The sequence below is a fragment of the Aeromicrobium massiliense JC14 genome (assembly GCF_000312105.1).
Classification (GTDB): domain Bacteria; phylum Actinomycetota; class Actinomycetes; order Propionibacteriales; family Nocardioidaceae; genus Aeromicrobium; species Aeromicrobium massiliense.
This window is the reverse complement of record NZ_HE978636.1, coordinates 306025-328368: the sequence shown is the minus strand read 5'-3', so window position 1 is coordinate 328368 and position 22344 is coordinate 306025. Positions and strand designations below refer to the sequence as shown.

The following is a 22344-nucleotide window of genomic DNA, read 5'->3' as shown; positions in this document are numbered from 1 at the left end:
CCGTTCCCGCTGGGTGTGACGATTCGGGGCTCGCCACCGGCGATCCGGCCCCGAATCGTCACACTCAGCGAGAAGCTGGGGCTCAGGCCTGGGGGACGGCGGCGCTGATCGCGTCGGCCACCGGGGTGTCGCCGCTGACGACCTCCCACTGCGAGCCGATCGTGCGGTCGTCGTCCAGGCACGCGGCGAGCACGGCGGCGACGTCGGCCCGGGGGATGCTGGAGCGAGCCACCTTGGGCGCGAGCTCCACGCGTCCGGTGCCCTGGTCGTCGGTGAGGCCGCCCGGACGCACGATGGTCCAGTCCAGGCCGCTCTCGCGCAGCGCCGCGTCGGCGTCGCGCTTGGCGTTGACGTAGGCGGCCCAGACCGGCTCGATGTCGTCGGGCTGCGGGTCGTCGACGCCGATGGCCGAGACCTGCAGGAAGCGGGAGATGCCGGCCTCGCGCGCGGCGGCGGCCGACTTGGTCGAGCCCTCGAGGTCGACCGTGCGCTTGCGCTCGATCTTGCCGTCGGCTCCGGCACCGGCGCTGAACACGACGGCGTCGCAGCCCTCGAACGCGGTCGCGTAGGCAGCGACGTCGTCGTTCTCGATGTCGAGCAGGCGCACCTCGGCGCCCAGGGCCTCGAGCTCGTCGCGGTAGTCGTCCTTGCGGACGAGGGCGACCGGCGTGTGGCCGGCCCGGACGAGCAGCGGGTGGAGCTGGAGGGCGATCTTTCCGTGGCCTCCGACGATGGCGACGCGGGACATGGGACTCCTCGGGAGACGGGTTCGGGGGACCTCTCCACCGTGGCACGCGGCACCCAGCGGTGCACCTCGGTAGGGTCGACGGGTGCGGTTCCACACCTACGCGATCGAGATGCGCACCCGGTTCCGGGGCATCACCCGACGTGAGGGGATGCTCGCGCACGGACCGGCCGGGTGGACCGAGTTCAGCCCCTTCCTCGACTACGACGCCCGCGAGAGCGCGTCATGGCTCGCCGCGGCCCTCGCCTCGGCCGAGCGGCCGTGGCCCGCGCCGCTGCGCGACCGGGTGCCGGTCAACTGCACCGTGCCGGCGGTCGGCCCCGACCGCGCGGCCGAGGTCGTCCGCGCCAGTGGCTGCCGCACCGCCAAGGTGAAGGTGGCCGAGCGTGGCCAGACGCTGGCCGACGACCTCGCGCGGGTCGAGGCCGTGCGCGACGCGCTGGGGCCGGACGGCCACGTCCGGGTCGACGCCAACGGCCTCTGGGACGTCGACGAGGCGGTCGCCGCGATCGCCGCGCTCGACCGCGCGGCCGGCGGGCTGGAGTACGTCGAGCAGCCGGTCATGGACGTCGAGGACCTCGCCCGCGTCCGCCGCCGGGTGGACGTGCCGGTCGCCGCCGACGAGTCCATCCGCCGGGCCGACGACCCCTACCGCGTGCGCGACCTCGAGGCCGCGGACGTCGCGGTGCTCAAGGTGCAGCCGCTCGGCGGGGTCGAGGCGTGCCTGCGCATCGCCGAGCAGATCGGCCTGCCCGTCGTGGTCTCCAGCGCGCTCGAGACCTCCGTCGGGCTCGCCGCCGGGCTCGCGCTGGCCGCCGCCCTGCCCGAGCTGCCGCACGCGTGCGGCCTGGCCACGACCTCGCTGCTGACCGCGGACGTCGTCGCCGAGCCGCTCGTCCCGGTCGACGGGTTCCTGCCCGTCGGACGCCAGGACGTCGACGCGTCGCGCCTGGCTGCGGTCGCCGCCGACGCCGAGACCGACGCGCGCTGGCAGGCCCGCCTGGCCGAGGTCCGTGAGGTGCTCCGATGAGCGAGCCCGTGAGCGCGGCCGGCACCGCCCGTGCGGTCGTCCAGCACCTGCTCGACCTCGGGGTGCGCGAGGCCGTCGTCGCCCCCGGCTCGCGCTCGGGGCCGTTGGCCCTCGCGCTGGCCCAGGCCGACCGCGAGGGTGCGCTGCGGCTGCACGTCCGCCTGGACGAGCGCACCGCCGGGTTCCTGGCGCTGGGCATGGCGAAGGCGTCACGGCGTCCGGTGCCGGTGCTGACCACCTCCGGCACGGCCGTCGCCAACCTGCATCCGGCGATGCTCGAGGCGCTGCACACCGGCGTCCGCCTGGTCGCGCTCACCGCCGACCGGCCCGGCCGTCTGCGCGGCACCGGTGCCAACCAGACCACCGACCAGCGGCACATCTTCCCCGGTGTGCGGTACCTCGAGGACGTCCGCGACCTCGACGGCTCGCCGGGGCCCGTCCAGCTGAACGTGGAGCTGGACGAGCCGCTGCTCCAAGGTCCGTCCGAGGGCGGCTACGTCCGCTCGGACGCCGACGTGCCGCGGCGGCACGTGCGGGCCGCCACCCCGGTCCGTCTCGCCTCCGGCCCGCGCACCGTCGTGGTGGCCGGCGACGACGCGGGCCCCGCCGCGCGGGTCGCGGCGGAGGCCGGTGGCTGGCCGCTGCTCGCCGAGCCCAGCTCGGGCGCCCGCACCGGCACCCACGCCCTGGCCACGTACCGGCTGCTGCTGGCCCACTCGCCGCTCGCCGAGCGCATCGAGCGGGCCGTGTCGTTCGGCCACCCGACGCTCTCGCGGCCGGTGGCCCGGCTGCTGGCCCGGGCCGACGTCGAGGTCGTGCACGTGGGCACCGAGGCGACGTTCCCGATCGCCGTCGACGAGCGGGTGCGTCTGGTCGACGGCGTCGAGGTGGAGGCGGCCGACCCCGCCGACTGGCTCGACGCCTGGAGGGCGGCCGACGCGAGCGCCCGCACCGCCGTGGACGGCTTCCTCGCCGCCGATCCCGGGCTCACGCCGTACGAGGTGGCGCGCGCGGTCTCGGCCGCCGTGCCGCCGGGTGGCCTGCTGGTCGTCGGCTCCTCGAACCCGATCCGCGACCTCGACGTCATGGCGGCGCCCTACCCGGTGGGGGAGCGGCGCCTGGTGCTCGCCAACCGCGGGCTGGCCGGCATCGACGGCACGATCTCGACCGCGCTCGGCGCGGCCCTCGGCCGTCCCGGCCCCGCGCTGGCCTACCTGGGCGACCTGACGTTCCTGCACGACGCGAACGGGCTGCTGGCCGGTCCGGCCGAGCCGCGTCCGGACCTCACCCTGGTGGTGGCCTCCGACGACGGCGGCAGCATCTTCCACACCCTCGAGCAGGGGGCGCCGGAGTACGCCGAGGACTTCGAGCGGGTCTTCGGCACGCCGACCGGCGTGAGCATCGCGGCGGTGTGCGCGGCGTACGGCGTCGCGCACGAGACCGCGACCAGCGAGGACGGGCTCGCCACCGCCCTCGCGCGTGCGGCGTCCGGGGTGCGCGTGGTCGAGGTGCCGCTGCGCCGCGACCGGCGCCGCGAGCAGACCGCCGCGCTCAGCGCCGCGGTGCGTGACGCCGTCGGCTGAGGCTCAGCCCTCGCGACCCTCGACGAGCAGGGCCAGGCGGCGCAGCGTCTCGGTGTTGCGCCAGCGCAGGCTCGCCGCCTCGATCGGCGGCGGGATGAGCTTCGCGGGGCCGGCCGACGCGGTCTCCTTCATCTCCACGAGCGTGCCCGCGCCCTCGGCGTGCAGCACGACCTGGACGTCCGCGGTGCCCGCGGGCCATGCGCGCGCCTTGAGCGTGATGCTGTGGCCGGGCGTCACCGCCAGGACCTCGGTCGTGTCGTCGATGAGGACCGGCCAGCTGCCCACCGAGTGGTGCAGCTGGGTGCCGACGGCGGGGAAGCCCGCGTCGACCGCGCGCATGCGGGAGGCGCCGACCACCCACAGGGGGTAGAGCCAGCCGTCCTCGAGGACCTTCCACACCTGGTCGGGCGTGGCGTCGATGTGCCGGGTGGTGGTCGTCATGGCCTCATGCAAGCACGGCAGGACGCGGTCCGCCGTCCGAGAGACGTACGTGACAGTGGTTGTGTCACGGTGGACCCCGGCAGTACGTTGTGAGCCACGTCACCGAGGAGGTCCCATGGCCCAGGAACGGTTCGACTACGTGGTCGTCGGGTCGGGCAGCGCGGGCGGCGTGCTCGCCGCCCGGCTGAGCGAGGACCCGACCGTCTCGGTGCTCCTGCTCGAGGCCGGTCCGCCCGACGACGCCGACGAGATCCGCATCCCGCTCGCCTTCTCGGCCCTGTTCCGCACGTCGTGGGACTGGCAGTACGAGACCACCGCGCAGAAGCAGCTCGGCGGACGCCGGGCCGACTGGCCGCGCATGCGCGCGCTCGGCGGCTGCTCGTCGATGAACGCGATGATCTACATCCGCGGCAACCGGGCCGACTACGACGAGTGGCGCGACGCGTACGGCGCCGAGGGCTGGGGCTTCGACGACGTCCTGCCCTACTTCGTCAAGGCCGAGGGCAACCAGCGGCTGACCGGCCCCTGGCACGGCACCGACGGCCCGCTGCGGGTCGAGGACCGCGCCTACACGCACGAGCTCAGCCACGCGTTCGTCGACGCCGCGGTGGCCGCCGGCCACAAGCGCACCGACGACTTCAACGGCGCCGAGCAGCGCGGCGCCGGGCTCTACCAGGTGACGAACCGGAAGGGCCGACGCTGGTCGGTCGCCGACGCCTACGTGCGTCCGGCGATGGCCCGCCGCAACCTGACCGTCCGCACCGACGCGTTCGTCACCAAGGTGCTGCTCGAGGGCACCCGGGCCGTCGGCGTCCGCTACGAGTCCGCCGGCGCGACCCACGACGTGCGCGCCGAGGCCGAGGTGATCCTCAGCGGCGGCGCGGTCAACAGCCCCCAGCTGCTGATGCTCTCGGGCATCGGCCCCGGCGCCCACCTGCGCGAGCACGGCATCGACGTCGTCGTCGACTCGCCCGGCGTCGGCCAGAACCTGCACGACCACCCGGCGGCCGGCATCGTCCTGCACTCGCGCGGCACGACCGACCTGGCCGAGGGCCAGACGCTGGGCAACCTGCTGCGCTGGAAGGCCACCGGACGCACGATGCTCGCGTCCAACGTCGGCGAGGCGGGGGCGTTCTTCTCCTCCGACCCGTCGGTCGAGCACCCCGACCTGCAGATCCACTTCGCGCCGACCGGCTTCTGGGACAACGGCATCCACGAGCCCACCCGGCGCTCGCTGACCATCGCGCCCACCCTGGTCGACCCGAAGAGCCGCGGCGCGCTGCGGCTGCGCTCGGCCGACCCGCACTGGCACCCCGAGATCGACCCGGCCTACTTCGACGACCCGGCCGACCTGGACGCGATGCTGGCCGGGCTGCGCCAGGCGGTCGAGATCTCCCACCTCGCCCCGCTGAGCGACCTCGTCGCCGGGCCGTTCATGCCCGACGTGGCGAACCCGACCGACGACCAGCTGGTCGAGAACCTGCGTCGCCTGGCCCAGACGCTCTACCACCCGGTCGGCACCTGCGCGATGGGCGCGGTCGAGGGCAGCGTCGTCGACCCGCAGCTGCGCGTCCACGGCGTCGAGGGCCTGCGCGTCGCCGACGCCTCCGTCATGCCGCGCGTCCCGCGCGGCAACACCAACGCACCCGCCATCATGGTCGGCGAGAAGGCCGCCGACCTCGTCAAGGAGTCCCGATGACCGCCACGACCGTCCAGCCCGACACCGCCGGCCAGGCGCCGCGCCCCACGTTCGAGTCGCTCGACCCCGCGACCGGCGACGTCGTCGGCGTCCACCCGATCCACTCCGCCGAGGAGGTGCAGGACGCCGTCGCGCGCGCCCGCGCCGCGTACGCCTGGTGGGGCGGCCTCGGCTTCGACGACCGGGCCGAGATCCTGCTGACGTGGCGCAGCGTCATCACCCGGCGCATGCACCAGCTGGCTGACCTGGTGCACCGCGAGATGGGCAAGCCGCACGGCGACGCGCTGCTGGAGATCTCCATCGCCATTGACCACATCGCGTGGGCGGCCAAGCACGCGGGCAAGGTGCTCGGCCCGCACAAGGTGAGCCCCGGCCTGCTCATGGCCAACCAGAAGGCGTTCGTCGAGCACAAGTCGCTGGGCGTCGTCGGGGTCATCGGCCCGTGGAACTACCCGGTCTTCACGCCCATCGGCTCGCTCGCGTACGCACTGGCCGCCGGCAACACCGTCGTGTTCAAGCCCAGCGAGTACACGCCGGGCGTCGGCACCTGGCTGGTCGACACGCTGCGCGAGGTGGTCGGCGGCAAGGACGTCCTGCAGGTCGTCACCGGCCTGGGCGAGACCGGCAACGCGCTGTGCCTGGCCGACATCGACAAGCTCGCCTTCACCGGCTCCACCGCGACCGGCAAGAAGGTCATGGCCGCGTGCGCGCAGAACCTCACCCCGGTCGTCATCGAGGCCGGCGGCAAGGACTCGCTCATCGTCGACGAGGACGCCGACGTCAGCGCCGCCGCCGACGCCGCGCTGTGGGCGGGCATGTCCAACGCCGGCCAGACCTGCATCGGCACCGAGCGCGTCTACGTCCACGAGAAGGTCTACGACCAGTTCCTGACCGAGATCACCGCGCGGGCCCGCGAGCTCGACGTCCGCGCCGGTGCCGACGCCGCGGCCAAGTACGGCCCGATGACCATGCCCAAGCAGCTGGACGTCGTCCGCAGCCACGTCGAGGACGCCCTGGCCAAGGGTGGCCGGGCGCTGCTCGGCGGCGCGGACGCCGTCGGCGAGCGGTTCGTGCAGCCGACGATCCTGGCCGACGTCCCCGAGGACTCGCTCGCGGTCACCGAGGAGACGTTCGGCCCCACGCTGGTCGTCAACAAGGTGCGCGACATGGACGAGGCGATCGAGCGCACCAACGCCACCGCCTACGGCCTGGCCGGCGCGGTCTTCAGCGGCTCGCGCGGCGAGGAGATCGCCCGCCGCGTCCGCTCGGGCATGACGTCGGTGAACTCGGTCATCTCCTTCGCCGGCGTGCCGACCCTGCCGTTCGGCGGCGTCGGCGACTCCGGCTTCGGACGCATCCACGGCGCCGAGGGGCTCAAGGAGTTCACGTACGCCAAGGCGGTCACGGTGCAGCGGTTCTCCTCGCCGCTGGAGCTGGTGACGTTCGCCCGCACCAAGGTGACCGAGGGCCGGCTCGCGCAGATCATCACCGTGCTGCACGGCGGCAAGAAGACGCTCAAGCGCTGACGCGCCGTCGGTGGCTCGCGCCATGATGAGCCCATGACGTCCCCGGTCGCGCCGCTCGTCGGCCGTCACGCCGAGCTCGCCGAGCTGCTGGCGGTCGCCGGCGTGTCCGGCGACGACTCCGGCGGCGCGGTGCTGCTCGGCGGCGACGCCGGCATCGGCAAGACCCGGCTGCTGCGCGAGCTCGCCGAGCGCGCGTCCGCGACCGGCCACCAGGTGCTGGTCGGGCACTGCCTCGACCTCGGCGACGCGGTCATCTCGCACCAGCCGTTCGCCGAGGCGCTGCGCTCGCTCGACGTCGTCCGCCGCGACGAGCTGGTGGCGGCGCACCCGGCGCTCGAGCCGCTGGTCGGCGGGGGCGACGCCGACGACCGCGGACGCCTGTTCGGTGCTGTGGTCGACGGGCTCGAGACGCTGGCCGACAAGGCGCCGGTGCTGCTCGTGGTCGAGGACGCGCACTGGGCCGACGCCTCCACGCGTCACCTGCTCGGCTACGTGCTGGCCCGCCGGCGCAGCGACCGGCTGCGGCTGGTCGTGAGCTTCCGCAGCGACGACCTCGACCGGCGCCACCCGCTGCGGCCGCTGCTCGCCGAGTGGGTGCGCCTGCCGGGGGTCCGCCGGCTCGACCTCTCGCCGCTGCCCGACCACGACGTCGACGCGCTGCTGCGCACCCGCGCGTCGTCGGCGCTCGGCGCGCGCGACGTCGACGAGATCGTCCGCCGGGCCGCGGGCAACGCCTTCTACGCCGAGGAGCTGCTGGCCGCCGGCCGGGTCGACGGTGCCGTGCCCGAGTCGCTGGCCGACCTCGTGCTGGTGCGCCTCGACGAGCTCGACGACACCACCCGGCGGGTCGTCCGCACCCTGGCGTGCGCCGGCTCGCCGGTGCCGGACGTGTTGCTGGCCGAGGTCGCGGGCCTGGGACCCGACGACCTCGAGCCCGCGCTGCGCCGCGCGATCGACCACCGCGTCGTGGCCCGGGCGGGCGAGACCTACGTGCTGCGCCACGCGCTGCTCGCCGAGGCGGTCCGCGACGACCTGCTGCCCGCCGAGCGGCGGCGCATCCACGCCGCCTACCTCACGGCGCTCGACGGCGGGTGTCCCGGCGTGGCCGCGGAGCGGGCCCTGCACGCGGCCGGGGCCGGCGACGCTCCGGCGGCCTTCGCCGCGCACCTGCTGGCGGCCGACGACGCGACCCGGGTGGCCGGGCACGACGAGGCCGCCCAGCACCTCGAGCAGGCGCTCCGGCTCGTCGACCACGCACCCGGCGACGTCGACGTGGTCGACCTGGTGCTGCGGGCCGGGCGCGCGCTCAGCCTGGCCGGACGTCTCGTGCGGTCGCTCTCGTTCGTCCGCCAGTACCTCGACGCGCACCCCGAGCCGGGCGCCGACCGCGACCGGCTGCTGCTGGGGCTGGGCGAGCTGTCGCAGACGGCCGGCCGCGACGAGGACGCCGAGCTGCTCAGCGCCGAGCTGGTGGCCGGGCTGCCCGACGACTCGCCGCTCGCGGTCCGGGCCCACGTCCTGCGGGCGCGGGTGCTCGTCGACCGGTGGCGCGACGACGAGGCGCTCGAGCACGCCGAGCGGGCGGTCACCCTCAGCGACGCGGTCGGCGACCCGGCGACGAGCGCCGACGCCCGGGCCGCGGCCACGCGCGTCCTGGCCCGGCGCACGCTGGGCGTCGACGACGCCGCCCGCCGCTACACTGACCTCGCGCAGGCCTTCCGAGCCGAGGGTGACGTCATGGGCGAGCTGCGGGCGCTGCACCACCGCGGCTTCCTGCGGCTCAACAGCAGCGACCTCGACGGGGCCGCGCACGACTTCGGCGAGCTGCACCAGCGGGCCGTCGCGACCGCCCACCAGTGGGCCCCGTACGGCTTCGACGGTCGCTTCTTCGGCGCGCTGGTGGCCGTCCTGCAGGGCCGCTGGGACGACGTGCTGCGCGCGGCGGTCCTGTCCGACGACGCCCCGAGCGAGTGCCGCGGGGCCATGTGCGCGCTGGCGCTGCTCGTCCTGGCCGGGCGCGGCGACACTCCCGACGCGACGGACCTCGCGCACGTCGAGTCGGTGTGGCGCGACGACATCACCACGCCGATCCACGCCGGCGCCGCCCTGATCGACCTGCACGGCGACGCCGGACGCACGAGCGACGCGATCGCCGTCCACGACCGGGTCGCGCACGACCTGGCCGGCCCGTGGTCCGAGCCGCTGCACCCCTCGCGCGTGCGGGCGGGGGCCCTCCTGCTCGGCCAGCTGGCGGCCGACGTCCGCCGCCGCGGCCCCGGGGAGGCGCGCTCCCACCTGGCCCGGGCCGACGAGCTCGCCGACGTGGTGCGCCAGGTCGTCGACCGCAATCCGCCGTTCGGGGCCGAGGGGCAGGCGTGGGTGCGCCGGTTCGAGGCCGAGCACGACCGGCTGCGCCAGCTGGCCGGCGAACCGGTCGACCCCACGGCGCTGGCGGCGGCCTGGGGTGCCGCGGCCGAGGGATTCGCCCGCCTGGGCCAGGTGCACGAGGCGGCCCGGTGCTGGGCGCGACAGGCGCCGGCGCTGCGGGCGGCCGGTGACGTCCCCGGTGCCGTCGCGGCGATCGCCGAGGCGCGCGCGATCGCCGGGCAACTCGGCGCCCGCCCGCTGCTCGCCGAGCTGGCCGACCTCGACCGTCCGGCCGCCGCGCGGCCCGGGTCGTCGGACCTGACGCCGCGCGAGCGCGAGGTGCTCGGGCTCGTCTCGCTCGGGCGCAGCAACGGCGAGATCGCCGCCCAGCTGTTCATCAGCGCCAAGACCGCCTCGGTCCACGTGTCCAACATCCTGGCCAAGCTCGGCGCCGCGACGCGCACGGAGGCGGCGGCGATCGCCCACCGCGACGGCCTGCTCGACGCCTGACGTCCGCGTGGGGCGCTGGTGACCCGCGGGTAGCATCGCGACGTGCCGTTCTCCCGCTTCGTCGCCCTGGGCGACTCGTTCACCGAGGGGGTCGGCGACCCCGACCCGAACCTGCCCAACGGGGTGCGGGGGTGGGCCGACCGGCTCGCCGGCGCGCTCGACCGCGTCTCGCCCGGGCTGCAGTACGCCAACCTGGCCATCCGCGGCCGCAAGCTCGCCGGCATCCTCGACGAGCAGATCGAGCCCGCGGTCGCCATGAAGCCCGACCTGGTGACGATCTACGCCGGCGGCAACGACCTGCTGCGACCGAAGGTCGACATCGACGGCCTCGTCGCCCGCTACGGCGAGGCGGTCGGCCGGCTCGCGGCGACCGGCGCCACCGTGGCCGTCTTCACCGCGGCTGACCCCGGCAGCGCGCCCGTCTTCGGCGCCATGCGCGGGCGCTTCGCGCTCTACAACGAGCTCGTCCGCGCGATGGCCGACGAGCACGGCGTCACGCTGGTCGACTTCTGGCGCCTGCGCGACTACGAGGACGAGCGGTTGTGGGACGTCGACCGCCTGCACATGAGCGCCGCGGGCCACCAGCGGATGGCGATCGCCGTCGCCGACGCGCTGGGCGTCGAGCACGACCTGGAGCCGATGCCGCTGACGCCGCTCGCGGTGCGCACGCGGGCCGAGCGCCGGGCCGAGAACCTGGCCTGGACGCGCGCCCACGTCGCGCCGTGGATCAAGCGTCGGCTGACCGGCCGGTCCTCGGGCGACCTCCTCGACCCGCGTCGTCCCGAGCTGGCACCGGTCGACTGACCCGGGGCGCCTAGTGGGCGCCGAGCTCCACGAGCAGGACGCCGCCGGCGATCAGCGCGATGCCGGCGGCCATGACCGGCGTGAGCGGCTCGTCGAACAGCACGCGTGAGGCCACGGCGGTGATCGCCACGCCCGTCGCCGTCCAGACGCCGTAGGCCACGCCGAGCGGCATGCCGTGCGCGAGCGACACCGAGAGCAGCGCGAACGCCGCCACGTAGCCGGTGACGACGACGGCGTACCAGCGGCGCCGGCCGTGGGCGGCCGTCCGCAGCGACAGGGTGGCCACGACCTCGGAGCCGATCGCCGCGGCGAGCGCCAGCCACGCGGTCATCGGGCGGTCTCCGTCCGGCGCCGTGCAGCCTGAGAGCCGAGCTCGATCGTGAGCACGCCGGCGACGATCAGGGCGAGCCCGGCGCCCATGACCGGGGTCAGCGGCTCGTCGAAGACCGCCGCCGACAGCAGCGCGGTGGACGCGACGCCGAGCGCGCCCCAGGCGCCGTAGGCGACGCCGAGCGCCATGCCGCGGGCGAGGACGACGGCCAGCAGCGCGAACGCACCGACGTAGCCGACGGCGACGACGGCGTAGAACGCCGGTGCGTCCAGCGCGGCCTTGAGCGACAGCGACGCGGTGACCTCGCTGACCACCGCGGCGAGCAGCAGCAGCCACGTCCTGGCGCGTGCACCCCGGCCGTCGTCGTCGCGGACCCGGGCGTCGGGACGGGGTCGGTCGGGGCTCGGCACCACGGCAGCCTAGCCGCGCCGACGGCACTCGTCCTTCCGCTGGGCGGGAGCCGGTCATGGTGACCTGGCGCACGTCCGGGCAGGATGCTGGCATGTCCTCGCCCCAGCCCGCCCGCACCCAGGTCGCCGTCGTCGGGGCCGGTCCCGCCGGCCTCATGCTCACCCACCTGCTCGCCCAGGCCGGCATCGACAGCGTCGCGCTCGACACCCGCACGCGCACCGAGATCGAGCACACCCACCGCGCCGGCATCCTCGAGCAGGACTCCGTCGACCTGCTGGTCGACACCGGGGTCTCCGACCGGGTGCTGCGCGACGGGTACCGCCACGACGGCATCGAGCTGGCCTTCGGCGGCGGCGGTCACCGGATCGACTTCCAGGGTCTGGTCGGGGCGTCCACGCAGCTGTACCCGCAGACCGACGTGTTCATCGACCTCGCCGACGCCCGCGAGCGCGACGGCGGCGACGTGCGCTTCGGCGTGAGCGACGTCAGCGTCGGCGACCTGGAGTCCGGCGCCCCGTTCGTCCGGTTCACCGACGCCGACGGGACCGCCCACGAGCTGCGTGCCGACTTCCTGGTCGGGGCCGACGGCTCGCGCAGCCTGTGCCGGCGCGAGGTGCCCGAGGACCGTCGCCGCCAGTACTTCCGCGAGTACCCGTTCGCCTGGTTCGGCATCCTCGCCGAGGCTCCGCCGAGCGCCCCCGAGCTGATCTACAGCCACTCCGAGCACGGCTTCGCGCTGATCAGCCAGCGCACCGAGACGCTGCAGCGGATGTACTTCCAGTGCGGCCCGTCCGAGGACCCGGACGCGTGGTCGGACGACCGCATCTGGTCCGAGCTGCAGGCCCGCGTCGGTGCCAACGGCTACACGCTCAAGGAGGGCCCGATCACGTCCCGGTCGGTGCTGCCGTTCCGCAGCTTCGTGCAGGAGCCGATGCACCACGGCCGGCTCGTGCTCGCCGGCGACGCCGCCCACACCGTGCCCCCGACCGGGGCCAAGGGGCTCAACCTCGCGCTGGCCGACGTCCGCGTGCTTGCCGAGGAGCTCGAGCGGGCCGTCGCCGCGGCCGACCCGGCTCCGCTCGCCGACTACAGCGACCGGGCGCTGGCTCGCGTGTGGAAGGCCCAGCACTTCTCGTACTGGATGACCACGATGCTGCACACGCTGCCCGAGGCGACGCCGTTCGACGTCCGCCGCCAGGAGGGTGAGCTCGCCGCCGTCACCTCCTCGGTGGCCGGCTCGACGTTCCTGGCCGAGGCCTACACCGGCTGGCCGCAGCGCGGCTGACCGCTCGCCGTCCGGCGGGCGTGCTAGAACGTCCCGGTGACGACGTCCCCCTGGCCCCGCCGCGTCGGTGACCTGCTCCTGCGCGACGCGGTCGAGGCCGACCTCGACCGCATGCTCGAGCTGCGCAACGACCCGGTCGTGAACCGCTACACCGTCCGCACCCAGGTGCCGGCGGACGAGCTGCGCCGCGAGTGGCTCGCCGTGCCCACCAACGAGTCGGAGTACTCCTGCCTCGTCGAGCTGGAGGGGTCGATCGTGGCCATGGGGTTCCTCGACGTCGAGGACGGCAGCGGCCAGCCCGGCGCCCCGACGGGCACGGACGCGTCCATCGGCTACCTGGTCGACCCGGCGCACGCCGGTCGCGGCATCGCCACGGCGCTGGCCCGTGAGCTGCTCGCCGTCGCCTTCGAGCACCTGGGCCTGCGCCGCGTCACGGCGGTCTGCTTCGCCGAGAACCCGGCGTCCGCGCGGGTGCTGCAGAAGATCGGCATGCGGCGCGAGGCGCACCTCGTGCAGGACTGCTGGCGCGCCGACGGCGGCTGGTCCGACAGCCTGCAGTTCGCGCTGCTCCGGTCGGAGTGGCCGCCCACTCCCTGAGCCGCGGGTCCCGCCCCCTGAGCCGCGGCTCCGCCCCCTGAGCCTGTCGAAGGGAGCCTGCTGACGACTACGCCGGCGGGGTGAGCGCGTCGCGCACCGGGACGAGCTTGGCCTGGGTCTCGGCCAGCTCGGACTCGGGCACGGAGTCGGCCACGATGCCGCAGCCGGCGAACAGTCGCACGGACGTGGGGGAGTCGAGCACGGCCGAGCGCAGCCCGATGCCCCACTCGCCGTCGCCGCGCGCGTCCACCCAGCCGACCGGTCCGGCGTAGCGCCCCCGGTCGAAGCCCTCGATCTCGTCGATCAGCGCCACCGCGGTGGGCGTCGGGGTGCCGCCGACGGCCGCCGACGGGTGCAGGGCCGCGGCCAGCGACAGGGCGCCGTCGCCCTCGCGGACGACCCCGGTCACGTCGGTGGCCAGGTGCATGACGTTCGGCAGGTGCAGCACGAACGGCGACTCGGGCACGTTCATGCTCTGGCAGTGCGGCGCGAGCGCCTCGGCCACCGAGCGCACGGCGTACTCGTGCTCCTCGAGGTCCTTGCTCGACCGGGCGAGGGACGCCGCGAGGGCGAGGTCGTGCTCGTCGTCGCCGGTGCGGCGCACGGTGCCGGCCAGGACGCGGGACGTCACGAGGCCGCGCTCCAGGCGCACCAGCATCTCGGGGGTGGCACCGAAGAAGCCGTCGACGTGGAACGTCCAGCAGCTCGGGTACGTCTCGGCCAGGCGGGTCAGCGGCCAGCGGACGTCCAAGGGCTCGGCGGTCTCGGCGACGACCTCGCGGGCCAGCACCACCTTGTCGAGGTCGCCGGCGGCGATGCGGCGGACGGCGTCGGCGACCAGGCCCTCCCAGGTCGCGCCGTCGACGGACCCGTCGGAGAACGTCGTCCCGACCGGAGCCGGGGGAGCGGGCTGGGCGGCCAGCTCGGGCAGGCCGCGCAGCGAGGTGCCCACCACCGTCATCCAGGCGACGCCGTCGCGGCGGCCGACGACGACCTCGGGCACGACGAGCAGGCTGTCCTTGCCCTGGTCGCTGAACGCGAACGAGCCGAACGCCACCAGTCCGCTGCCCGGACGGTCGACGTCGTCACGGACGACCGCGGTGCGGGCGAGCTCGCGCCACCAGGTGCGCGCGTCGTCGAAGCGGCTAGGGCCCGCGGACGCGAACGACGCCACACGGCCCCAGCCGACGAGGCCGTCGTCGCCGTGCACCCAGGCCAGCAGCTGCGGGTCGTCGGGCAGCAGGTCGACGAGGGAGCCGGGATCGTCCACGGCCACCGTGCGCGCCACGAGCGGGGCGCTGGCGCCCTCGAGCGCAGGGTTCGTCACGGCCGCGAGCCTACCCGTGGGAAGGTTGGGGGGTGAGCCGAGCCAGCCTGGAGAAGCAGCCGCACGAGGTCGCCGCGATGTTCGACCAGGTGGCCAAGCGCTACGACCTGACCAACGACGTCCTCTCGCTCGGGCAGGACCGTCGCTGGCGCTCGCGCGTCGTCGAGCTGGTCGACCCGAAGCCGGGCGAGCGCATCCTCGACCTGGCCGCCGGCACCGGCACGTCCAGCAAGCCGTTCGCCGACGCCGGCGCCGAGGTCGTCCCGTGCGACTTCTCGCTCGGCATGCTCGAGGTGGGCAAGCAGCAGCAGCCCGCGCTGCCGTTCGTGGCCGGCGACGGCATGCGCCTGCCGTTCGCCGACGACTCGTTCGACGCCGTGACCATCTCGTTCGGCCTGCGCAACGTCCAGGACCCGCTCGAGGCCCTGCGCGAGCTGCGCCGTGTCACCCGGCGCGGCGGACGCGTCGTGGTCTGCGAGTTCAGCCGCCCCACGTGGGCGCCGTTCGCCACGATCTACTCCAACTACCTCATGCGCGCGCTGCCGCCGGTCGCCCGCGCGGTGAGCTCGAACCCCGACTCGTACGTCTACCTGGCCGAGTCCATCCAGGCCTGGCCCGACCAGCGCGGCCTGGCGCTGCGCATGGTCGAGGCCGGCTGGGGCCGGGTCGACTGGGTCAACCTCAGCGGCGGCATCGTCGCCCTGCACCGCTCCGTCAAGCCGTAGCGCGGGCGCCCGCACGAGGCGCACGACCTCGCCGATCGATCAGGACCCCGGGATGACTCCCGGGGTCCTGCCGGTCTCCCCGGCGCCCCGGGGAGGTCGGCTCCGGGCGCCGTCGCGAAGTTAGTGTGACCTACCTCACGGGTGACCCCCTCGCGTGCCTAGGGTGAGTCCCGACAGCGCATGTGATTTGTTTCACAAGCGAACGTGCAACCCGGCGGAGGCAGCCCGATGGGTGAGTACGCACCGATCCTGGTGCTCGGCGCGATCGCGGCCGGCTTCGCGATCTTCAGCGTCGCGATCGCCCCGCTGACCGGGCCGCGCCGCTACAACCGCGCCAAGCTCGACCGCTACGAGTCCGGCATCCAGCCGACGCCGGTGCCCGAGGGCGGTGGACGCATCCCGGTCAAGTACTTCTTCACCGCGATGATGTTCATCGTCTTCGACATCGAGATCGTCTTCCTCTACCCGTTCGCGGTCGCCTTCGACGCGCTGAGCTGGTTCGCGGTCCTCGCGGTGCTGCTGTTCCTGGTCAACATCACCGTCGCGTACGCCTACGAGTGGCGTCGGGGAGGCATGGCATGGGACTAGAGGAGAAGCTGCCCAGCGGCGTGCTGCTGAGCACGGTCGAGGGCCTGGCCGGCTACATGCGCAAGGCCTCGTTCTGGCCGGCGACGTTCGGCCTGGCCTGCTGCGCGATCGAGATGATGACGTTCGGCGCCCCGCGCTACGACTCCTCGCGCTTCGGCATGGAGGTCTTCCGCCCCTCGCCGCGTCAGGCCGACCTGATGATCGTGGCCGGTCGTGTGAGCCAGAAGATGGCGCCGGTCCTGCGCCAGATCTACGACCAGATGGCCGAGCCCAAGTACGTCCTGGCGATGGGCGTGTGCGCCAGCTCGGGCGGCATGTTCAACAACTACGCGATCGTCCAGGGCGTCGACCACGTCGTGCCGGTCGACATGTACCTGCCCGGCTGCCCGCCGCGGCCCGAGATGCTCATCGACGCGATCTTCAAGCTCCACGACAAGGTGCAGCACGCCAAGCTCGGCGCCCACCGGGTCACCGAGATCGCCGAGGACGAGAAGGTCGCGCTGACCGCCCTGCCGACGCAGCTGCAGAAGGGGCTGCTGCGATGACCGAGTCGACCGGCGGCACCCAGGACCAGGGCGTCGACAGCCGCGAGGCGCTCGTCCGGGCCGACCGCACCGAGCTCAAGGTCGTCGAGGTCCGCGAGGGCATGTTCGGCGCGCGCGACGGTGCCGACACCAGCGGCTACGGCGGCCTGCGCCGTCCGGTCGCCTTCCCGACGCCGACCCCGCCGCCCTACGGCGGCTGGTTCGACGAGGTCGCCGAGGCGTTCGTCCGCGGCGTCGACGGCGGGACGCTCGCGGGCATCGTGGTCGACCGCGGCGAGCTGACCTTCCAGGTGCGCCGCGAGCACCTGCTCCAGGCCGCGCAGCACCTGCGCGACGAGCCGTCGCTGCGCTTCGAGGTGCTCAGCAGCCTGTCGGGCGTCCACCTGCCCGGCGACGAGGGCGCCGAGCTGCACGTGGCGCTGCACCTGCTGTCGATGACCCACAACCGGCGAGTCCGGGTCGAGACCACGTGCCCGGACGCCGACCCGCACGTGCCCAGCGTCGTCAGCGTCTACCCGACCGCCGACTGGCACGAGCGCGAGACGTGGGACATGTTCGGCGTCGTCTTCGACGGCCACCCGGCGCTGACCCGCATCCTCATGCCCGACGACTGGCCCGGACACCCCCAGCGCAAGGACTACCCCTTGGGCGGCGTCCCGGTCGACTACAAGGGGGCCACGGTGCCCCCGCCGGACGAGCGGAGGTCCTACTCGTGACCAGCGACCCGTACGCCAGCAGCACCGAGACGGCCGAGGGCCCGGTCTTCACCGTCACCGGGCAGGACTGGGACACGATCGACGCCGCCGGCGTCGAGGGCGACCGGCTCGTGGTCAACATGGGCCCGCAGCACCCGTCGACCCACGGCGTGCTGCGGCTCATCCTCGAGATCGACGGCGAGACGGTCACCGACGCGCGCGCCGGCATCGGCTACCTGCACACCGGCATCGAGAAGAACATGGAGTACCGCACCTGGACCCAGGGCGTCACGTTCTGCACCCGGATGGACTACGTCGCCCCGTTCTCCAACGAGGCGGTCTACGTGCAGGCGGTCGAGCGGCTGCTCGGCATCGAGGACGACGTGCCGGAGAAGGCCAAGGTGCTGCGCGTCCTGCTGCTCGAGCTCAACCGCATCTCCAGCCACCTGGTCTGCATCGCCACCGGCGGCATGGAGCTCGGCGCGCTCACGGTCATGACCTGCGGCTTCCGCGACCGCGAGCTCATCCTGGACGTCTTCGAGATGATCACCGGGCTGCGCATGAACCACGCGTACCTGCGCCCCGGCGGCGTCGCCCAGGACGTGCCGCCCGGCACGCTCGACAAGGTCCGCGAGACCGTCGCGCTGCTCAAGAAGCGGCTCCCCGAGTACGCGGCGCTGTGCAACGCCAACCCGATCTTCAAGGCCCGGCTGGTCGACGTCGGCCACCTCGACCTGGCCGGCTGCCTGGCCCTGGGAATCACCGGCCCCGTGCTTCGCTCCACCGGGTACGCCTGGGACCTGCGCCGCACCCAGCCGTACTGGGACTACGAGACCTACGAGTTCGACGTCGCCACCTGGGAGCAGCCCGACGCCTACGGACGCTTCCGGGTGCGCCAGGACGAGATGTGGCAGTCGCTGCGCGTCGTCGAGCAGTGCGTCGACCGGCTGGCCCGCATGGAGGGCGCCCCGGTGATGGTGGCCGACAAGAAGATCGCCTGGCCGGCCAAGCTCAGCGTCGGCGGCGACGGGCAGGGCAACAGCCCCGAGCACATCGCGCACATCATGGGCGAGTCGATGGAGGCGCTCATCCACCACTTCAAGCTGGTGACCGAGGGCTTCCGGGTGCCGGCCGGGCAGGTCTACACCGCGATCGAGGCGCCCCGCGGCGAGATCGGCTGCCACCTGGTCTCCGACGGCGGCACCCGCCCGTACCGGGCCCACTTCCGCGACCCGTCCTTCGTCAACCTGCAGGGCACGTCGGTGATGAGCGAGGGCGGCATGCTCAGCGACGTCATCGTCGCCGTCGCGTCCATCGACCCCGTGATGGGAGGCGTCGACCGATGACCACCCCGACGACCGGCAACCTGCCCAGCGACCCCGGACGCACGCTGGCCGAGCCGGCCGCGTCCCCGCCGACGGACGCCCCGCCGCTGCCCGAGACGACGCTGGCCGAGCTGCGCGAGCTCGCCGCCCGCTACCCGCAGCCGCGCAGCGCGCTGCTGCCGATGCTGCACCTCGTGCAGTCGGTGCAGGGCTGCGTCACCAGCGAGGGCATCGGCGCCTGCGCCGACCTGCTCGGGCTGAGCGCGGCCGAGGTCAGCGGCGTCGCGACGTTCTACACGATGTACAAGCGTCGGCCCATGGGCACGCACCACGTCGGCGTCTGCACCAACACGCTGTGCGCGGTCATGGGCGGTGACGAGATCTTCGCCCGGCTCTGCTCCCACCTGGACGTCGGAAACGACGAGACCAGCGCCGACGGGGCGATCTCGCTGGAGCACATCGAGTGCAACGCCGCCTGCGACTTCGCACCGGTGATGACGGTCAACTGGGAGCTGTTCGACGGGCAGACCCCCGACTCGGCGGTCGACCTGGTCGACCGGCTGCGCCGCGGCGAGCCCGTGCAGGCGACCCGCGGGGCGACGATCACGAGCTGGCGCGAGGCCGAGCGCGTCCTGGCCGGCTTCGAGGACGGTCTCGCCGACGAGGGCCCCGCCGCGGGCGAGGCGTCGCTGGCCGGGCTGCGCATCGCCGCCGAGCGCGGCTGGCAGGCGCCGCCGTTCCCGGACGCCGACCCGCGCGACGGTGACACCGACGCCACCGCCGACGACCCGCGCGGCGCGGCCGAGCAGGCCGACACCGCGCGGGCGGAGTCCGAGACCGAGGTCGCCGAGTCGCCCGCGGACGTGGAGGGAGGCGGCTCCGATGACGACTGACGTGCTGACACCGGTGCTGACGGCCGGCTGGGGCGACGACCGCGCCTGGACGCTCGAGGCGTACGAGCGCCGCGGCGGCTACCAGGCGCTGCGCACCGGCCTGGCGATGAGCCCGGCCGACCTCACCGCGCTGGTGAAGGACGCCGGCCTGCGCGGCCGCGGCGGCGCAGGCTTCCCGACCGGCATGAAGTGGTCGTTCATCCCGCAGGACAACCCCAAGCCGAAGTACCTCGTGGTCAACGCCGACGAGTCCGAGCCGGGCACCTGCAAGGACATCCCGCTCATGATGGCCTCGCCGCACACGCTCGTGGAGGGCGTCGTGCTGGCCGCCCACGCGATCCGGGCCGAGCGGGCGTTCATCTACGTCCGCGGCGAGGTGCTGCACGTCGTCCGCCGGCTGCGGGCGGCGGTGCGCGAGGCGTACGAGGCCGGCTACCTCGGCGCCGACGTGCTCGGCACCGGCGTCAACGTCGACCTGGTCGTGCACGCGGGTGCCGGCGCCTACATCTGCGGCGAGGAGACGGCGCTGCTCGACTCGCTCGAGGGACGCCGCGGCCAGCCCCGGCTGCGTCCGCCGTTCCCCGCCGTCGAGGGCCTGTACGCCAGCCCGACGGTCATCAACAACGTCGAGTCCATCGCGTCCGTGCCGGCCATCGTGCGCGGCGGCGTGGAGTGGTTCGGCTCGATGGGCACCGAGAAGTCCAAGGGCTTCACGATCTACTCGCTGTCGGGCCACGTCCGCCGGCCCGGCCAGTACGAGGCGCCGCTGGGCGTCACCCTGCGCCAGCTGCTCGAGCTCGGTGGCGGCATGCGCGACGGTGCCGAGCTGAAGTTCTGGACCCCCGGTGGCTCGTCCACCCCGCTGCTGACGGCCGAGCACCTCGACGTCCCGCTCGACTACGAGGGCGTCTCGGCGGCCGGCTCGATGCTCGGCACCAAGGCGCTGCAGGTCTTCGACCAGACCACCTCCGTGGTGCGCTGCGTCCTGCGCTGGACCGAGTTCTACAAGCACGAGTCGTGCGGCAAGTGCACCCCGTGCCGCGAGGGCACCTGGTGGCTGGTGCAGGCGCTGCAGCGGCTGGACACCGGCCAGGGCCGCCCCGGCGACGTCGAGCTGCTGCTCGACCTGTGCGACAACATCCTCGGCCGCTCGTTCTGCGCGCTGGGCGACGGCGCGACGTCCCCGATCACCTCGGCGATCAAGCACTTCCGCGAGGAGTTCGAGGCCGGCATGCACACGCCGAGCCGCGAGCTGTTCCCGCCCGAGCGCTCCACCGCCTGGGCCCGGCCGCTGGAGGGGAGCCCCGCATGACCCTGACGCCCGAGCGCAGCAGCACCGGCACCGAGCCGGTCGAGCTGGTCACCCTGACCATCGACGACGTCGAGGTGAGCGTGCCGAAGGGGACGCTCGTCATCCGCGCGGCCGAGCTGGTCGGCATCGAGATCCCGCGCTTCTGCGACCACCCGCTGCTCGAGCCGGTCGGGGCCTGCCGCCAGTGCCTGGTCGAGGTGCCGGACGCCGGCAACGGCCGCGGGCTGCCGAAGCCGCAGGCGTCCTGCACGATCGAGGTCGCGCCCGGCATGGTGGTGCGCACCCAGCTGACGTCCGCGGTCGCCGACAAGGCGCAGCGCGGCACGATGGAGCTGCTGCTGGTCAACCACCCGCTCGACTGCCCGGTGTGCGACAAGGGCGGCGAGTGCCCGCTGCAGAACCAGGCGATGAGCCACGGCCAGGGCGAGACCCGGTTCACCGAGACCAAGCGCACCTACCCCAAGCCGCTGCCGGTCTCGGCCCAGGTGCTGCTCGACCGCGAGCGCTGCGTGCTGTGCGCCCGGTGCACCCGCTTCTCCGAGGAGATCGCCGGCGACCCGTTCATCGCGCTGGTCGAGCGTGGCGCCTGGCAGCAGGTGGGCACGGCGCCGGACGTCCCGTTCCACTCCTACTTCTCGGGCAACACGATCCAGATCTGCCCGGTCGGCGCGCTCACCAGCGCCGACTACCGCTTCCGGGCGCGGCCGTTCGACCTCGTCTCGACGCCGTCGGTGTCCGAGCACGACGCCTGCGGCGCGGCGATCCGGGTCGACCACCGTCGCGGCACCGTGATGCGCCGCCTGGCCGGGGACGACCCCGAGGTCAACGAGGAGTGGATCAGCGACAAGGACCGCTTCGCCTTCCGCTGGAGCCAGCAGGCCGACCGCCTGCGCACGCCGCTCGTGCGCGACGAGTCCGGCGAGCTGGTGCCGATGTCGTGGCCGGGCGCCCTCGCCGTGGCCGCCCGCGGCCTGGCCGCCGCCCGCGACGCCGGTGGGGTCGGCGTGCTGCCCGGCGGCCGCCTGCCCGCCGAGGACGCCTACGCGTACGCCAAGCTCGCGCGCACCGCGCTGGGCACCAACGACGTCGACTTCCGCACCCGGGCCGCCCTGGCCGGCGGCGAGGAGGAGCAGTTCCTGGCCGCGCGGGTCGCGGCGACGGGCCCGTCGGTCACGTACGCCGCGCTCGAGCGGGCCCGCACCGTCGTGCTGGCCGGGCTCGAGCCCGAGGACGAGGCCGCGACGTTGTTCCTGCGGCTGCGCAAGGCGTCCCGCCGCGGCCTGCGCGTCGTGGCGATCGCCTCGCACACCACGCGCGGGCTGGCCAAGCTCGGCGCCGAGCTCGTCCGCACCCGGCCCGGCGACGAGGCGGCGGCGATCGCCGCCCTCGAGCTCGGGCCCGACGACGTGCTGCTGGTCGGCGAGCGGCTGGCCGACGCTCCGGGCGCCCTGTCCGCGGCCGCCGCCGTGGCCGGCTCGGGCGTCCGCACCGCGTGGGTGCCGCGCCGGGCCGGCAACCGGGGCGCGGTCGAGACGGGCTGCCTGCCCGGCCTGCTGCCCGGGGCCCGTCCCGTGGCCGACCCCGCTGCCCGCGCCGACCTCGCCG

Annotated in this window: 21 protein-coding genes; 16 read left to right on the top strand and 5 right to left on the bottom strand. The window is 74.4% G+C overall.

Translation table 11 applies throughout. The annotated features are described in order from the left end of the window. Positions 1–82 precede the first annotated feature (82 nt). Positions 83–748, bottom strand: a complete 666-nt coding sequence (locus HGAM_RS01650; RefSeq protein ID WP_019143728.1) for an SDR family oxidoreductase — start codon at positions 746–748, stop codon at positions 83–85. A 109-nt stretch (positions 749–857) separates the two neighbouring features. Here HGAM_RS01650 and HGAM_RS01645 point away from each other — a divergent pair, with 109 nt between their 5' ends. Together HGAM_RS01645 and menD are read left to right on the top strand one after the other, a co-directional pair. Further along, positions 858–1775: an o-succinylbenzoate synthase gene (locus tag HGAM_RS01645; protein ID WP_049798161.1), complete on the top strand. Its 918-nt coding sequence runs from the start codon at positions 858–860 to the stop codon at positions 1773–1775. Next, the gene (gene menD, locus HGAM_RS01640; RefSeq protein ID WP_019143726.1) at positions 1772–3358 is read left to right on the top strand and encodes a 2-succinyl-5-enolpyruvyl-6-hydroxy-3-cyclohexene-1-carboxylate synthase; all 1587 of its coding nucleotides are present in this window, start codon (positions 1772–1774) and stop codon (positions 3356–3358) included. Before HGAM_RS01645 ends, menD begins: the two co-directional genes overlap by 4 nt. A gap of 3 nt (positions 3359–3361) precedes the next feature. On the opposite strand, the gene HGAM_RS01635 is transcribed toward menD, so the two are convergent. Then, complete coding sequence (locus tag HGAM_RS01635; RefSeq protein ID WP_019143725.1) at positions 3362–3799, bottom strand: SRPBCC family protein; 438 nt, start codon at positions 3797–3799, stop codon at positions 3362–3364. Positions 3800–3914: 115 nt separating this feature from the next. On the opposite strand from HGAM_RS01635, the gene HGAM_RS01630 reads away from it, so the two are divergent. The 4 genes from HGAM_RS01630 to HGAM_RS01615 are packed head-to-tail and all read left to right on the top strand — an operon-like array spanning position 3915 to position 10705. Continuing rightward, positions 3915–5498: a GMC family oxidoreductase gene (locus HGAM_RS01630; RefSeq protein WP_019143724.1), complete on the top strand. Its 1584-nt coding sequence runs from the start codon at positions 3915–3917 to the stop codon at positions 5496–5498. Then, entirely contained in the window at positions 5495–7024 is a 1530-nt protein-coding gene (locus HGAM_RS01625; protein WP_019143723.1) for an aldehyde dehydrogenase family protein, read from the top strand. The genes HGAM_RS01630 and HGAM_RS01625 overlap by 4 nt, the downstream gene beginning before the upstream one ends. Positions 7025–7057: 33 nt before the next feature. Then, on the top strand, positions 7058–9901 hold the full coding sequence (locus HGAM_RS20960; RefSeq protein ID WP_019143722.1) for a helix-turn-helix transcriptional regulator: 2844 nt from the start codon (positions 7058–7060) through the stop codon (positions 9899–9901). 42 nt (positions 9902–9943) lie between these two features. After that, positions 9944–10705, top strand: coding sequence for an SGNH/GDSL hydrolase family protein (locus tag HGAM_RS01615; protein WP_019143721.1), 762 nt, complete (start codon positions 9944–9946; stop codon positions 10703–10705). A gap of 10 nt (positions 10706–10715) precedes the next feature. Here HGAM_RS01615 and HGAM_RS01610 read toward each other — a convergent pair whose 3' ends face one another. Together HGAM_RS01610 and HGAM_RS01605 are read right to left on the bottom strand one after the other, a co-directional pair. After that, the gene (locus HGAM_RS01610; protein ID WP_019143720.1) at positions 10716–11036 is read right to left on the bottom strand and encodes a DMT family transporter; all 321 of its coding nucleotides are present in this window, start codon (positions 11034–11036) and stop codon (positions 10716–10718) included. Then, positions 11033–11446: a DMT family transporter gene (locus HGAM_RS01605; RefSeq protein ID WP_019143719.1), complete on the bottom strand. Its 414-nt coding sequence runs from the start codon at positions 11444–11446 to the stop codon at positions 11033–11035. The genes HGAM_RS01610 and HGAM_RS01605 overlap by 4 nt, the downstream gene beginning before the upstream one ends. Positions 11447–11538: 92 nt before the next feature. Between HGAM_RS01605 and HGAM_RS01600 the strand changes: the two genes are divergently transcribed. Together HGAM_RS01600 and HGAM_RS01595 are read left to right on the top strand one after the other, a co-directional pair. After that, complete coding sequence (locus tag HGAM_RS01600) at positions 11539–12732, top strand: 4-hydroxybenzoate 3-monooxygenase (protein ID WP_019143718.1); 1194 nt, start codon at positions 11539–11541, stop codon at positions 12730–12732. 36 nt (positions 12733–12768) lie between these two features. After that, a complete protein-coding gene (locus HGAM_RS01595) occupies positions 12769–13329 on the top strand; it encodes a GNAT family N-acetyltransferase (protein WP_019143717.1) in 561 nt (186 codons plus the stop codon). 67 nt (positions 13330–13396) lie between these two features. Here the strand turns inward: HGAM_RS01595 and HGAM_RS01590 are convergent, their stop codons facing one another. Continuing rightward, positions 13397–14656 carry an isochorismate synthase gene (locus HGAM_RS01590; protein WP_019143716.1) on the bottom strand — a complete coding sequence of 420 codons (1260 nt, stop codon included), beginning with the start codon at positions 14654–14656 and terminating at the stop codon, positions 13397–13399. Between the two features lie 32 nt (positions 14657–14688). Between HGAM_RS01590 and HGAM_RS01585 the strand changes: the two genes are divergently transcribed. From HGAM_RS01585 to HGAM_RS17200, 8 genes are all read left to right on the top strand, one after another. Further along, positions 14689–15381, top strand: coding sequence for a demethylmenaquinone methyltransferase (locus HGAM_RS01585; RefSeq protein WP_019143715.1), 693 nt, complete (start codon positions 14689–14691; stop codon positions 15379–15381). Positions 15382–15609: 228 nt separating this feature from the next. After that, on the top strand, positions 15610–15969 hold the full coding sequence (locus tag HGAM_RS01580; RefSeq protein WP_019143714.1) for an NADH-quinone oxidoreductase subunit A: 360 nt from the start codon (positions 15610–15612) through the stop codon (positions 15967–15969). Then, a complete protein-coding gene (locus HGAM_RS01575; RefSeq protein WP_019143713.1) occupies positions 15960–16514 on the top strand; it encodes a NuoB/complex I 20 kDa subunit family protein in 555 nt (184 codons plus the stop codon). The genes HGAM_RS01580 and HGAM_RS01575 overlap by 10 nt, the downstream gene beginning before the upstream one ends. Further along, positions 16511–17230 (top strand): NADH-quinone oxidoreductase subunit C, encoded by a 720-nt coding sequence (locus HGAM_RS01570; RefSeq protein WP_019143712.1) that lies wholly within the window; start codon positions 16511–16513, stop codon positions 17228–17230. The genes HGAM_RS01575 and HGAM_RS01570 overlap by 4 nt, the downstream gene beginning before the upstream one ends. Further along, a complete protein-coding gene (locus HGAM_RS01565) occupies positions 17227–18555 on the top strand; it encodes an NADH-quinone oxidoreductase subunit D (RefSeq protein ID WP_019143711.1) in 1329 nt (442 codons plus the stop codon). Before HGAM_RS01570 ends, HGAM_RS01565 begins: the two co-directional genes overlap by 4 nt. Beyond that, complete coding sequence (gene nuoE, locus HGAM_RS01560) at positions 18552–19427, top strand: NADH-quinone oxidoreductase subunit NuoE (RefSeq protein ID WP_019143710.1); 876 nt, start codon at positions 18552–18554, stop codon at positions 19425–19427. The genes HGAM_RS01565 and nuoE overlap by 4 nt, the downstream gene beginning before the upstream one ends. Then, positions 19417–20739, top strand: coding sequence for an NADH-quinone oxidoreductase subunit NuoF (gene nuoF, locus HGAM_RS01555; protein WP_019143709.1), 1323 nt, complete (start codon positions 19417–19419; stop codon positions 20737–20739). The genes nuoE and nuoF overlap by 11 nt, the downstream gene beginning before the upstream one ends. Continuing rightward, a partial coding sequence (locus tag HGAM_RS17200) for an NADH-quinone oxidoreductase subunit G (protein WP_019143708.1) occupies positions 20736–22344 on the top strand: 1609 nt, incomplete at its 3' end. The genes nuoF and HGAM_RS17200, both read left to right, overlap by 4 nt.

Bases quoted from the DNA above. Each gene is read 5' to 3' on its own strand.
- HGAM_RS01650 (WP_019143728.1), bottom strand. From the start codon at position 748: ATGTCCCGCGTCGCCATCGTCGGAGGCCACGGAAAGATCGCCCTCCAG.
- HGAM_RS01645 (WP_049798161.1), top strand. From the start codon at position 858: ATGCGCACCCGGTTCCGGGGCATCACCCGACGTGAGGGGATGCTCGCG.
- menD (WP_019143726.1), top strand. From the start codon at position 1,772: ATGAGCGAGCCCGTGAGCGCGGCCGGCACCGCCCGTGCGGTCGTCCAG.
- HGAM_RS01635 (WP_019143725.1), bottom strand. From the start codon at position 3,799: ATGACGACCACCACCCGGCACATCGACGCCACGCCCGACCAGGTGTGG.
- HGAM_RS01630 (WP_019143724.1), top strand. From the start codon at position 3,915: ATGGCCCAGGAACGGTTCGACTACGTGGTCGTCGGGTCGGGCAGCGCG.
- HGAM_RS01625 (WP_019143723.1), top strand. From the start codon at position 5,495: ATGACCGCCACGACCGTCCAGCCCGACACCGCCGGCCAGGCGCCGCGC.
- HGAM_RS20960 (WP_019143722.1), top strand. From the start codon at position 7,058: ATGACGTCCCCGGTCGCGCCGCTCGTCGGCCGTCACGCCGAGCTCGCC.
- HGAM_RS01610 (WP_019143720.1), bottom strand. From the start codon at position 11,036: ATGACCGCGTGGCTGGCGCTCGCCGCGGCGATCGGCTCCGAGGTCGTG.
- HGAM_RS01600 (WP_019143718.1), top strand. From the start codon at position 11,539: ATGTCCTCGCCCCAGCCCGCCCGCACCCAGGTCGCCGTCGTCGGGGCC.
- HGAM_RS01580 (WP_019143714.1), top strand. From the start codon at position 15,610: ATGGGTGAGTACGCACCGATCCTGGTGCTCGGCGCGATCGCGGCCGGC.
- HGAM_RS01575 (WP_019143713.1), top strand. From the start codon at position 15,960: ATGGGACTAGAGGAGAAGCTGCCCAGCGGCGTGCTGCTGAGCACGGTC.
- HGAM_RS01570 (WP_019143712.1), top strand. From the start codon at position 16,511: ATGACCGAGTCGACCGGCGGCACCCAGGACCAGGGCGTCGACAGCCGC.
- nuoE (WP_019143710.1), top strand. From the start codon at position 18,552: ATGACCACCCCGACGACCGGCAACCTGCCCAGCGACCCCGGACGCACG.
- nuoF (WP_019143709.1), top strand. From the start codon at position 19,417: ATGACGACTGACGTGCTGACACCGGTGCTGACGGCCGGCTGGGGCGAC.